General features: G+C 73.3%; 9 protein-coding genes. 6 read left to right on the forward strand and 3 right to left on the reverse strand.

Annotated features, from left to right (window positions below):
• The first annotated feature begins 422 nt into the window (after positions 1-422).
• On the forward strand, positions 423-659 hold the full coding sequence (locus I2501_RS29550) for a hypothetical protein (protein ID WP_196197351.1): 237 nt from the start codon (positions 423-425) through the stop codon (positions 657-659).
• Between the two features lie 18 nt (positions 660-677).
• Here I2501_RS29550 and I2501_RS29555 read toward each other — a convergent pair whose 3' ends face one another.
• Positions 678-1,289, reverse strand: a complete 612-nt coding sequence (locus I2501_RS29555; RefSeq protein WP_236047497.1) for an HAD family hydrolase — start codon at positions 1,287-1,289, stop codon at positions 678-680.
• A 123-nt stretch (positions 1,290-1,412) separates the two neighbouring features.
• On the opposite strand from I2501_RS29555, the gene I2501_RS29560 reads away from it, so the two are divergent.
• Together I2501_RS29560 and I2501_RS29565 are read left to right on the forward strand one after the other, a co-directional pair.
• Complete coding sequence (locus I2501_RS29560; RefSeq protein ID WP_196197352.1) at positions 1,413-2,480, forward strand: ABC transporter substrate-binding protein; 1,068 nt, start codon at positions 1,413-1,415, stop codon at positions 2,478-2,480.
• A 92-nt stretch (positions 2,481-2,572) separates the two neighbouring features.
• Complete coding sequence (locus I2501_RS29565) at positions 2,573-3,454, forward strand: class I SAM-dependent methyltransferase (RefSeq protein WP_196197353.1); 882 nt, start codon at positions 2,573-2,575, stop codon at positions 3,452-3,454.
• Positions 3,455-3,635: 181 nt separating this feature from the next.
• Here I2501_RS29565 and I2501_RS29570 read toward each other — a convergent pair whose 3' ends face one another.
• Entirely contained in the window at positions 3,636-4,787 is a 1,152-nt protein-coding gene (locus I2501_RS29570; RefSeq protein WP_196197354.1) for a hypothetical protein, read from the reverse strand.
• Between the two features lie 246 nt (positions 4,788-5,033).
• Between I2501_RS29570 and I2501_RS29575 the strand changes: the two genes are divergently transcribed.
• Both I2501_RS29575 and I2501_RS29580 read left to right on the forward strand, forming a co-directional pair.
• A complete protein-coding gene (locus I2501_RS29575) occupies positions 5,034-7,502 on the forward strand; it encodes a helicase-associated domain-containing protein (RefSeq protein ID WP_196197355.1) in 2,469 nt (822 codons plus the stop codon).
• A gap of 112 nt (positions 7,503-7,614) precedes the next feature.
• The gene (locus I2501_RS29580) at positions 7,615-9,258 is read left to right on the forward strand and encodes a DNA repair helicase XPB (protein ID WP_196197356.1); all 1,644 of its coding nucleotides are present in this window, start codon (positions 7,615-7,617) and stop codon (positions 9,256-9,258) included.
• A gap of 49 nt (positions 9,259-9,307) precedes the next feature.
• Here I2501_RS29580 and I2501_RS29585 read toward each other — a convergent pair whose 3' ends face one another.
• Positions 9,308-9,502 carry a hypothetical protein gene (locus I2501_RS29585; protein ID WP_196197357.1) on the reverse strand — a complete coding sequence of 65 codons (195 nt, stop codon included), beginning with the start codon at positions 9,500-9,502 and terminating at the stop codon, positions 9,308-9,310.
• Between the two features lie 415 nt (positions 9,503-9,917).
• Between I2501_RS29585 and I2501_RS29590 the strand changes: the two genes are divergently transcribed.
• On the forward strand, positions 9,918-11,954 hold the full coding sequence (locus I2501_RS29590) for a HelD family protein (protein ID WP_196197489.1): 2,037 nt from the start codon (positions 9,918-9,920) through the stop codon (positions 11,952-11,954).
• Positions 11,955-12,130: the final 176 nt, after the last annotated feature.

Below are 12,130 nucleotides of genomic sequence, written 5' to 3' on the forward strand. Positions count from 1 at the left end.
TCGTCGGTGGTGAGTCGGAGTGAGTCGTACAGGGGGCGCGGCGTCCCTCGGAACGGACCGCCGCTGGTGCTGCGTGCGAAAGCGAACTAGCGCCGCGTCATTGTTCCAGGTCGATGGCGAAATGATCGACCTGATTGCTCCGCCGGAGGCACCTGCGACCGGACCTGTCCGCGGCGTACCCGCACGACTGTCATGGCGCACCTCCTCCTGCGATCGGCTGCTTCCGGGCCTCCACCGCGCGCGTACGCGCAGTCCCCGTGCGTGACGTGCATACCCCTGGAGGGCACACCGCTAACCCGCTGCTTACGACGTTGCGTACCGCGTGACGTCGGACCTGAGTCGGACGTGATGTCGGACGTGATGTCGGGCATGAGGGACGACGTGCCGGACGGCATGCTCCGCCGACCCGTTAGCGTTGATGCGTGAACACTGACTCCGCCCGCTCCGACGCCAGGCCCGGCGACGCCCTGGTCCGCGTCGGCGCGGTCCTCTTCGCGCTCGGCGCGGTCGCCACCATCGCGACCGTGACCCCGCTCTTCCTCGGGCTGCACCGGCTGCCGACCCCGGCCTACTTCGTGTGCATGGTGATGCCGCTCGGCTTCGCCGTCGCCCTCGGCGGCCTGTTCCGCTCCGCGCGCTCGCAGCGCCGGGCGGCCTGACCCCGGCCCGCTACCGGCTCAGCCGCGCAGGTGCGCCTGCAGCCACGCGGGGAACCCGGTCAGGTCCGCCAGGACCACGTCCGCGCCCGCTGCCCGGAGCGCGGCCGCGTCGTACGGGCCGGTGGTGACGCCGACGGCGACCGCCTCCGCCTGGCGCGCGCCCTCGATGTCGCCGAGGTGGTCGCCGACGTAGACGCTCGCCCCCTCGGCGCGCAGCGCACCCGCCTTGGCCGAGGCGAAGACGTCACCGTGCAGCGCGTCGACCTCGATGCCGAGCGCGTCCAGGTTCAGCCGCGCGTTCGGCGTGTGCTTGCCGGTCACCACGAGCGTCCGCCCGCCCGCCGCGCGGACGGCGGCCAGCGACTCGATCGCGCCGGGCAGCGGGGTGACGCCCTTGACGCCGTGCTCGGCGTAGAGCTGCCGGTAGCGGTCGGAGCGGGCCTTGATCTCGTCGGCGGGGAACCAGTGGGCCATCTCGATCTCGACCGGCGGCCCGAGCCGGGAGACGACCACGGCGCTGTCGATCCGGACGCCGGTCTCCTCGGCGAGCATCTCCCAGGCGCGGGCGATCCCCGGCCGGGTGTCGAGCAGCGTCATGTCGAGGTCGAATCCCACCGTCAGCGTCGTCATGCCCTCACCCTATGCGGGCGGTCCGTGGGTGATACTTCCTTCTGACGGTTGGACAAAAGCCTCAAACCGGTCAGCTGCAACCGGGCCGGCCGCACCCCGGTCGGCCCAGGGCCTGGAGGTCGGATGCCGCGCGCCTGCTCGCGCCGAGCCGTGCTCGGGGCGCTGACGGCCGCCCTCGGTGCGGCGGCCGTCTCCGCGCTGACCGGCTGCACCAGCGCGGGCGGCGCGTCCGCCACCGCGCAGTCGCCGCCGGAACCCCTCGCGGGCGCGGGCAACGGGACCGGCCAGGGCGGCACCGCGGCCCAGGTCGCGGTCACCGCGGCACCCACCCCCGCCCCCTCGCCGCAACGGACCGTGGCGGCGGCGACGGGGCCGGTCGCGGTGCCGCAGACGCCCAGCCGGGTCGTCGTCCTCGGCGCGGCCGAGCTGGACTCCGCGCTGATGCTCGGCCTCACGCCGGTCGGCGCGGCCCGCGCGATCCTGGACAGCGCGCTGCCCGGGTACTTCCCGGTGGGCTGGCTCGACTCCGTCACCGACGTCGGCCCGATCGGCGCGCCGGACCTCACGACCGTCGCCCGCCTCCGCCCCGATCTGATCCTCGGCAACCGGACCGACGACGACAGCCACTACACCGATCTCGCCGCGATCGCGCCCACCGTGCTGACCGCGACCACCGGGGCGAGCTGGAAGCAGGACTTCCAGCTCCACGCCCAGGCGCTGAACCGGCAGAGCTTCGCCGACGCCGTCACCGGCGCGTACCAGGACCACGTCCGGCAGTTCGTCAGCGCGCTGGGCGGGTCGGACCAGACGAAGAAGCAGCGGATCAGCCTGCTGCGCTTCGTCCAGGACGCCGACCCCCGCGCCTACGCGACGCAGAACTTCCTGGGCGCGATGCTCGCCGAGACCCAGCTCGGCCGCCCGGCGCCCCAGAGCGCCGCCGCACCCGACGTCGCCGTCCCCACCCCCGCGGACCTGCACCTCGCCGACGGCACCGCGCTCTTCTGGTCCACCTACGGCGATCCGGCGAAGGCACAGACGCAGCAGTTCACCACCAGCAGCCAGTGGCAGCAGCTGGGCGCGGTGAAGGGCCACCGCGTGTTCGAGGTCGACGACGACCTCTGGTTCGTCGGGATCGGCTACTTCGCGGCCAACCTGATCCTGGCTCAACTCCAGCGGTTCCTCGGTGCGTGACGGTGCGTCAGAACGCGGGGTGACCTGCTAATTACCGATGGTGTCGCGCAGATGTCTTGTGATGCACGTCACTCCGGAACACCATGGCTCTTATGCCGACGATGCCGACGACCACCCCAGATCAGGAGAAAACGCGTGCCACGGCGGCCAGGAAAGCCTTCATCGCGGAGGGCTTCGACCTGGTCGCGGACACCTACGACGAAGTCAACGGCGAGTTCTTCCGGGCCACCGCCGCCCGGCTGGTCGACCACGCGGGCCTGCGACCGGGCGACCGGGTGCTCGACCTCGGCTGCGGCCGGGGCGCGGTCCTCTTCGCCGCCGCGCAGGCCGTCGGCCCCGACGGCTACGCGGCCGGGATCGACCTCTCCTCCGGGATGGTCCACGCGACGGGGGCGGAGATCGCCTCGCGCGGCGCGCGCAACGTCGTCGTCCGGGTGGGCGACGCGGAGGACCCCGGCTACCCGGCGGCCTCCTTCGAGGCGGTCCTCGCCGGGCTGATGCTCTTCATCACCCCCGACCCCGAGGCCGCACTGACCGCAGCGCACCACATCCTCACCCCGGGCGGCCGGTTCGCAACCAGCAGCTTCGGCACCACCGACCCGCGCTGGTCACGCCCCCTGGACGCCGCATTGTCCTTCCTGGACGAGCCGCTCCCACCCTCGTCCCCGCGCCAGGGCGCGCGGGGCGGCCATCCGGCGTTCGACTCCGTCGAGTCGATCGGGAAGCTCTTCGAGTCCTGCGGCTTCACCGAGGTCCGGACGGTCGTGGAGACGACGTCGGAGGTGCTGCCGAGCGGGGACGCGTGGTGGCGATCCCTCTGGAGCACGGGCCGCAGAGCCTGGCTCTCCCGCATCCCGGCCGACCGCCTGCCCGCAGCGAAGGCCGCTGCGCTGGCGGAACTGGAGCAGCTGCGGGAGGACGGGGTCCTCCGGCGGGAGAGCGAGCTCAGGTACACGGTGGCTGCGCGGGAGTGAAGCAGCTGAGCCTGCGCTCCCGCAGGTGGTTGCACCACCTCAGAGCCTCGCGCCCCCAGCGTGCTGCAACGTCCCACGGCAGCAGAAGTCCGGTTCGTAGCGCCCGCGCGGCGGAGCCGCACATCAGCAGAGCCTCGCGCCCCTGACGATTGCAACGTCCCCACCGTTCAAAGGTGCAGACTCACCGTCGGTAGATGCGCCAGCCCAGGAACGCCGCCGACAGCGCCGCTCCGCCGCGGAGCCACGTCGCGAACGCGGCGTGGCTCGCCGCGGTGAGTTGGGCCGAGGTGAGGCCTGGGTGGCCCGGGGCGTGGCCCGTGCGGGAGTAGAGCCAGAAGCCGCAGGCGGCCGCGCAGATGCCCGGGATCCAGAGCGAAGCGATCCTGCTGACGCGGTGGCCGAACCGGTGGCCGGCGTAGGCGAAGAGCCAACCCAGCAACGCCAGGTACCACAGCCCGGTGACCAACGCGGCGACCAGCACCAGCGTGGCCAGCGACTCCACGAACGGCAGCGGCACTCGCGGCACGCGCGGCACAGCTGGAACGTCCGCGACCGCGCCGCCCGCACCTCCGGACGCCTGCCCACCGGCCAGAACGCGGCGCAGCCACGTCCGCCTCCCCGACGCGGCGTCAGGTCCGGCCTCCGCCTCCCCCGCTTCGCCCTCGCCCTCCCCGTCGGCCGCGTCCTCGTCCGCCACGGGCTGGGGCTTGGGGAGGCCGGTGACCGGGTCCATCACGTCCGCGTGCTGGTCGCGGAAGAACTCCTCCAGGAGACCGCCCGCCCAGCCGGGCGGGCTGTCGATGGGACGGGCTCCGCCGCGCCTGCCCTTGGCTCCGCGCCACCACTCGTCAGCGGCGTAGACGGAGTCGGCGTCCGCGTCGCCGAACGCGTCGGCACCGACGTCCGCGCCGCGCGCAGGTCGCGCCACGCGCTCCGAGGCGGGCGCAGCGGCCTGAGCCGGAACAGACGGACCGGACGGACCCACCTGACCGACCGGTACCGACGGACCGGAAGGCTCCGAGGGCCCGGTCGACGCCCCGGACCTCGACGCCCCCCAGCGGCGTCCGCCGGACTCGCTCGGCTCGGGGAGGCTGCCCCCGGCCGCGCGGCGGACCACCTCGTCGGGGGCGCCCAGGCCGGAGAGGATCTTGCGGACGGAGTTCACCTCGGCGCGGGTCGAGCCGGAGGACGACGCCGCCTTCTGCGCGTCGATGGTCTGGCGCAGGGAGTTGACGAGTCGGGCGCGGTCCGCCGCGGTCAGCGCGGCGGACTGGGCCAGGTCACCGACCCGGCTCAGGTAGTCGTAGACGAGCTGCTCGCTCTCGATCCCCATGCTGCCCCTGCCCTCCCCGCAGCCCGTCGGCCTGCCGGTCTGCTCGGCGGTCAGCTTAGGACAGGCCCCCGGTGCCAGGTGCGGTTGTCACACCCGTACCCGTGGATCCTCACCGGTACTCCCCAGCCCAGTCCCGCCCACCGACCCTCACCCACGACGCCCCTGCGCCCCCTTCGGCGTCACCCGGCGCAATCCGACGCCGCCGGACCCGGACCACGCGCAGACCTAGCGGGTAGCCTGAGTCGGATGAGCACCGGGAGAACCGACGGATCGCGCGCCGCCGCTCAGTCCGCCGACACCACCGCCGCCGACGGCGCGAGCTCCGCGCCGCGGACCCTCGCGGAGGACCTGCGCGGGCGGGACGACGCGGCGCTCGCCGCGCTGTTGCGCTCCCGGCCCGACCTGGTCCATCCCGTGCCCGCCGACGTCACCCAGTTGGCGACCCGCAGCTCCACCCGGGCCAGTGTGGTCCGCGCGCTGGAGCGGCTCGACCTCTTCACGCTCCAGGTGGCCGAGGCGCTGGCCGTCGCGAGCGACCCCTGTGCGCCCGCCGAACTGTACGCCCTGCTCGGCGTGGCCGAGGATCCGGCGGCTGCGGCCGCCCTCGCGCCCGCGCTGGTGACGCTGCGCGAGGCGGCGCTGCTCTGGGGCACGGACGAGCGCCTGCGGCTGATCCGGACCGCCCGCGACGTCCTGGCCCCCGCCGGTGGGCAGACCGGGCCGACCGGCCTCGGACCGACCTTCGCGGAGGCGGGCGCGGGGCTCTCTCCCGGACGGTTGCAGGAGATCCTCGCCGACGCCGGACTGCCGAGCACACACGACCAGGTGAGCGCGCTCGCCTCACTGAGCGCCCTGTTCCGGGACCGCACGCGGGCGGACGCGCTGCTCGGCGAGGCGCCGGAGGGTGCGCGGGGCGTGCTGAACAAGCTGTTGTGGGGCCCTCCTTTCGGTGCCACGCCGCCGCGCGCGGTGCGGGCCGCCGAGGCGCGCACGCCGGTGGAGTGGCTGCAGGCCCGCGGCTTCCTGCTGCCGGCCGGGCGCGACGCGGTGGTGCTGCCGCGCGAGGTCGCCCTGTACCTGCGCGGCGGGCTGGTCCACCGTCAACTGGAGCCGACCGCACCCGAGGTGGCAATCACCCGCACTCTCGACGCGGACCAGGCGGACCGGGCCGCAGCCGCCCAGGCGTTCACGGCCGTCCGCACGGTCGAGGAGGCGCTGGACCTGTGGAGCACCGACTCTCCGCCGGTGTTGCGCGCGGGTGGCCTGGGCGTCCGTGAACTGCGGCGTACCGCACAGCAGTTGGACATCTCCGAGCAGCTGACCGCGTTCTGGCTGGAACTCGCCTACGGCGCGGGCCTGCTGGCCCCGGACGGTGAGGCGGACGAGCGCTGGGCGCCGACCCCCGCCTACGACGAGTGGCTGCGCCGCCCGGTCGCCGAGCGCTGGCTGCTGCTGGCCCGGACCTGGCTGACCGCCACCCGCGTCGCCGCGCTCGTGGGCGGCCGCGACGCGAAGGACAAGGTGCTGCCCGCCCTCGGCAGCGGCCTGGACCGTGCGCTGGCCCCCGAGATCCGCCGCGACACGCTGCTCCTGCTCGCCGCGCTGCCGGTGGGCAGCGCCGGTGACGCGGGCGCCCTGACGGACCGGCTGCGCTGGGCGCACCCCTTGCGCGGCGGCGAGCTGCGCGACCGTCTGGTCACCTGGACGGTCGACGAGGCGGAGCTGCTCGGCCTGACCGGACGCGGTGCGCTGGCGCGCTTCGCCGTGCCGCTGCTGGACGGTGACGAGGCGTCGGTCGAACGGCGACTGGACGTGCTGCTGCCGCAGCCACTCGATCAGGTGATCCTTCAGCCCGACCTGACCGCGATCGCGCCCGGACCGCTCAGGACGCCGCTGGCGCAGACCCTGGCCGTCGCGGCCGACGTCGAGTCCAAGGGCGGTGCGACGGTCTACCGCTTCACGCCCGAGTCCGTGCGCCGCGCGCTCGACGCGGGCCGCAGCGCCTCGGAGCTGCACGCCTTCCTCGCCGAGCACTCCAGCACGCCGGTGCCGCAGCCGCTCAGCTACCTGGTCGACGACGTCGCCCGCCGCCACGGCCGACTCCGCATCGGCGCCGCGTCGGCGTATCTGCGCTGCGACGACGACGCGCTGCTCGACGAACTGCTGGCCGACCGCCGTGCCGCGCAGCTCCGGCTGCGCCGCCTGGCCCCGACCGTCCTGGCCGCCCAGGCGGACCCGGCGGCAGTGCTGACCCAGCTGCGGGCGATGGGCTACGCCCCGGCCGCCGAGTCCGCCGAGGGCGACGTCCTCATCTCCCGGCCCGACGCCCGGCGGACGCCGCCACGCACTCCCCCGGCCCCGGTCCCGGACGGCCCCCCGCCGGTCACCCCGGCGCTGGTCTCCGCCGCGCTCAAGGCCATCCGCGCGGGCGACCGCGCCGCCACCGTTCCCCACCGCGACGTGACCCCCGGCGGCCCGCTCCCGCGCACCCCTGCCGCCGAGACACTGGCCACCCTCCAGACGGCCGTCCTGACCGGCGACCCGGTCTGGATCGGCTACGTCAACGCGGACGGCGCGGCCCGCCAACACGTCATCGAACCCGTCCGCGTCGAGGGCGGCATCGTCACCGCCTTCGACCAGGCCGACGAGGAGATGCACACCTTCCGCCTGCACCGCATCACCGGCGTCGCCGAGCTGGCGCAGGACGAGGCCTGAGCGGATCCGCCAGCCGTGGCGCTGTAACCACAGCCAGATCACTTTCCGCTCCGGGCCGCGATGCGGGACACTTGGGGTTTGCCCACAGTCCGGCCCCGGAGGAGCGACGTACGTGAACGACGGCTCAGGTCCCCTCATCGTCCAGTCCGACAAGACGCTCCTGCTGGAGACCGGCCACGACGCCGCGGACGAGTGCCGTCGTGCCATCGCGCCCTTCGCCGAGCTGGAGCGCGCCCCCGAGCATGTGCACACCTATCGGGTCACCCCGCTGGGCCTGTGGAACGCGCGGGCCGCAGGGCACGACGCCGAGCAGGTCGTGGACGCGCTGGTCCGCTTCTCCCGCTACCCCGTGCCGCACGCGCTGCTGGTCGACATCGCGGACACCATGGACCGCTACGGCCGCCTCCAGCTGAGCAAGCACCCCGTCCACGGGCTGGTGCTGACCACGACCGACCGGCCGGTGCTCGAAGAGGTGCTGCGGTCGAAGAAGATCGCCCCGCTGGTCGGCCAGCGCTTCGACCCGGACACGGTGGCCGTGCACCCCTCCGAGCGCGGCCAGATCAAGCAGGTGCTGCTCAAGCTCGGCTGGCCCGCCGAGGACTTCGCCGGCTACGTGGACGGCGAGGCACACCCGATCGAGCTCGACCAGGACGGCTGGAAGCTGCGTCCCTACCAGGAGCAGGCCGCCGAGGGTTTCTGGCACGGCGGCTCCGGCGTCGTCGTGCTGCCCTGTGGCGCGGGCAAGACGCTGGTGGGCGCGGCAGCCATGGCCAAGGCCAAGGCGACCACGCTGATCCTGGTCACCAACACCGTCTCGGCCCGCCAGTGGAAGCACGAGCTGGTCAAGCGGACCAGCCTGACCGAGGACGAGATCGGCGAGTACAGCGGCGCCCGCAAGGAGATCCGGCCGGTCACCATCGCCACGTACCAGGTGATGACGACCAAGCGGAAGGGCGTCTACCCGCACCTGGAGCTGTTCGACTCCCGGGACTGGGGTCTGATCGTCTACGACGAGGTGCACCTGCTGCCCGCACCCGTCTTCAAGTTCACCGCGGACCTGCAGGCCCGCCGCCGGATCGGCCTCACCGCGACGCTGGTGCGGGAGGACGGGCGCGAGGGTGACGTCTTCTCACTCATCGGCCCCAAGCGCTTCGACGCCCCGTGGAAGGAGATCGAGGCGCAGGGCTACATCGCCCCCGCGGACTGCTGCGAGGTGCGGGTCACGCTGACCGACTCGGAGCGGCTCTCCTACGCGACCGCCGAACCGGAGGAGCGGTACCGGTTCTGTGCGACCACGGCGACCAAGCGCCGCGTCACCCAGGCGCTCGTCGAGAAGCACCGGGGCACGCCGACGCTGGTCATCGGCCAGTACATCGACCAGCTGGACGAGCTGGGCGAGGCGCTGGACGCACCCGTGATCAAGGGCGAGACGACGAACGCGCAGCGCGAGAAGCTGTTCGACGCCTTCCGTGAGGGCGAGATCAGCGTGCTGGTGGTGTCCAAGGTCGCCAACTTCTCCATCGACCTGCCCGAGGCGACGGTGGCGATCCAGGTCTCCGGGACCTTCGGCTCCCGTCAGGAGGAGGCCCAGCGACTCGGCCGCGTGCTGCGTCCCAAGGCGGACGGGCACATGGCGCACTTCTACTCGGTCGTGGCCCGGGACACCATCGACCAGGACTTCGCCGCGCACCGGCAGCGGTTCCTGGCCGAACAGGGCTACTCCTACCGGATCGTGGACGCGGACGACGTGCTGTAGTCGGTCTTCGACGGAGACGGAGTGGGAGTCGGACGAGTCAGGACGGCTTTCAGGACGAGGCGTCCGGGATGCCGTCACGGCCCAGCAGGACGACGGAGAGGGCCGTGGTGGCGACGATGCCGACGCCTCGGGCGCAGGCCGCTATCGGATTGCGCGGCCGGCGCTCCGCCTTGGTGGCACCACGGGCAACGACGGGGCGGTCGGGACGGACGCGGGGACGGGGGTCGACGTGTGCGGTAGCCATGTCTCCAACGTAGATTTCAGGCGCCGCGAAGTCGTCAGTCCAACGGCCGAATCCGCAGGCCCTCGGGCGTCATACCGCAGAGGGACACCGCCTCGTCCTCCCGTCAGGGTTACCCCTGATATCCGCTGAATAAAGGATTCGCCCCCGACTCGTCCGTGGGTATAAGGTTTCCGGTCTGCCGCCTTCCCGTCGTGTACGTGGGAAGGCGCCGCCCGGACGGTAACCGGGCGGCTCTCAAATTCCCTATCGCAGACTTTTTGAGACCGCTGCGCGCCGGCCACCCCCGGTGTTCCGCAGCCGGGAAGGCTTCCTCGTGCCTGCGCACACCCCCGAGTCCACCGTTTCCGTCGACTCCGACAACCCGCTCGACCGCGAGCGCGCCCATCTCGCCTTCTCCCGCTCCGCGCTACGGACCATGCGCGAGGACGTCGAGGCGCTCGACATCAGCGACGTCACAGGGAACTGGGTCAACGCCGCGATCCTGGCGCGCGAGATCGACGACCGGATCAAGGCCCTGGCCGACCTCGCCCACACCCCGCTCTTCTTCGGCCGCCTCGACTTCCTGCACGCCCCGGGCGCCGGCGTGGCCGAGGGCGGCGAGGGCGAGCGCTTCTACATCGGCCGCCGCCACGTCCACGACGCCGACGGCGACCCGATGGTCATCGACTGGCGTGCGCCCGTCTCCCAGGCCTTCTACCGGGCCAGCAAGAAGGACCCGCACGACGTCGCGCTGCGCCGCCGCTTCGGCTACACCGGCGGCGAGTTGACCGCCTACGAGGACGAGCACCTCAGCGACCCCGAGGAGACATCCGGCGCCAGCGCGCTGCTCGCGGCGGAGATCGAGCGCCCGCGCGTCGGCCCGATGCGCGACATCGTCGCGACCATCCAGCCGGAGCAGGACGAGATCGTCCGCGCCGACGTCCACGGCACGGTCTGCGTCCAGGGTGCGCCCGGCACCGGAAAGACCGCCGTCGGCCTGCACCGTGTCGCCTACCTGCTCTACGCCCACCGCGAGCGACTGGCCCGCACCGGCACCCTGGTCATCGGCCCGAACCGGTCCTTCCTCCAGTACATCGAGCAGGTCCTGCCCGCCCTGGGCGAGTTGGACGTCGCCCAGGCCACCGTCGAGGAGCTCGTCGCCCACGTCCCGATCAAGGGCACGGACACCCCGCAGGCGGCGCGCCTCAAGGGCGACGCGCGGATGGCCGAGGTGCTGCGGCGCGCGGTGCGGTCCGGCATCACCCTGCCGACCGAGGGCTGCGTGGTGGTCCGCGGCTCCCGCCGCTGGCGCGTGGCCTCGTACGAACTCGAGGACATCGTCCGCGAACTGATGGACCGTGACATCCGTTACGGCGCGGCCCAGGCAGCGCTGCCGCAGCGGATCGCGCACGCCGTCCTGGTCAAGATGGAGAACGGCGGCGAGGCCCCTGACGACCGGGTGCAGGACGCTGTCGCCCGCAACGCCGCCGTCAAGGCGACCGCGAAGGCGCTCTGGCCGGCGGTCGACCCGGCAAAGCTGGTGCTGCGCCTGCTCAGCGACGCGGAGTTCCTGGCGCAGTGCGCGGACGGCATCCTGACCGAGGACGAGCAGGCGGCCGTGCTCTGGGACAAGCCCGGCCGGAGCGTGAAGACCGCGCCGTGGACGGCCGCGGACTCCGTCCTGGTCGACGAGGCCCGCGACCTGGTCGAGCGGACCTCCTCGCTCGGCCACGTCGTGCTGGACGAGGCGCAGGACCTCTCCCCCATGCAGTACCGCGCCGTCGGCCGCCGCTGCACCACGGGCTCGGCGACCGTCCTGGGCGACATCGCCCAGGGCACGACTCCGTGGTCCACCGACACCTGGGCGACGGCCCTGCACCACCTGGGCAAGCCCGGCTCCCGGGTCGAGGAGCTCACCATGGGCTTCCGCGTCCCGGGCGAGGTGATCGACTACGCGTCGCGCCTGCTCCCCTCGATCGCCCCCGACCTGGCCCCGGCCAGCTCCATCCGCGAGAACGCGGGCGCGTTGACGATCCGTCAGATCGACGGCACGTCAGCGCCGGAGGACACACACGCCCTCGACACCGCCTCCGCGCTGACCCCCGCGACGCCCCCGGCCCTCACCGACGCCGTGGTGGCCGCCTGCGTCACCGCGCTGGAGCACGAGGGCTCGACCGGCCTGATCGCCGCGGACGCCCGCGTCCCCGCGCTCGGCGCGGCGCTGACGGCCGCGGGCCTGCCGTACCTGGAGCCCGGCACCGAGACGTCCGCGGACGCGCGGCTGACGCTGGTCCCGGCGTCACTGGCCAAGGGCCTGGAGTACGACTACGTCGTCCTCGACGAGCCCGCCGCGATCGTCGACGGCGAGGCCGACCTCCGCACGGGCCTGCGGCGCTTGTACGTGTGCCTCACCCGCGCCGTCTCCGGCCTCGACGTCCTGCACGCGCGGCCGTTGCCGCAGGCGTTGGCGTAGCCGGAGGTTGCACTCTGCCGGCGCGCGGGGTTCTGCCGAGCGTGTGCCGCCACAGGTGGTTGCAAAACCCAGGGGCGCGGGGAACTGCGCGAGACACCACCCGGTGCGGATGGCCCTGCGCGTTCGGGGACTTCCCACACAGGGTGGCTTGTCGCGCAGTTCCCCGCGCCCCTGAG

The sequence above is a fragment of the Streptacidiphilus fuscans genome, from assembly GCF_015690355.1.
GTDB classification, from domain to species: domain Bacteria; phylum Actinomycetota; class Actinomycetes; order Streptomycetales; family Streptomycetaceae; genus Streptacidiphilus; species Streptacidiphilus fuscans.

What these genes read in the sequence shown, in the direction of transcription:
- I2501_RS29565 (WP_196197353.1), top strand. Translation starts at nt 2,573, where the DNA reads ATGCCGACGATGCCGACGACCACCCCAGATCAGGAGAAAACGCGTGCC.
- I2501_RS29570 (WP_196197354.1), bottom strand. Translation starts at nt 4,787, where the DNA reads ATGGGGATCGAGAGCGAGCAGCTCGTCTACGACTACCTGAGCCGGGTC.
- I2501_RS29555 (WP_236047497.1), bottom strand. Translation starts at nt 1,289, where the DNA reads ATGACGACGCTGACGGTGGGATTCGACCTCGACATGACGCTGCTCGAC.
- I2501_RS29575 (WP_196197355.1), top strand. Translation starts at nt 5,034, where the DNA reads ATGAGCACCGGGAGAACCGACGGATCGCGCGCCGCCGCTCAGTCCGCC.
- I2501_RS29590 (WP_196197489.1), top strand. Translation starts at nt 9,918, where the DNA reads ATGCGCGAGGACGTCGAGGCGCTCGACATCAGCGACGTCACAGGGAAC.
- I2501_RS29585 (WP_196197357.1), bottom strand. Translation starts at nt 9,502, where the DNA reads ATGGCTACCGCACACGTCGACCCCCGTCCCCGCGTCCGTCCCGACCGC.
- I2501_RS29560 (WP_196197352.1), top strand. Translation starts at nt 1,413, where the DNA reads ATGCCGCGCGCCTGCTCGCGCCGAGCCGTGCTCGGGGCGCTGACGGCC.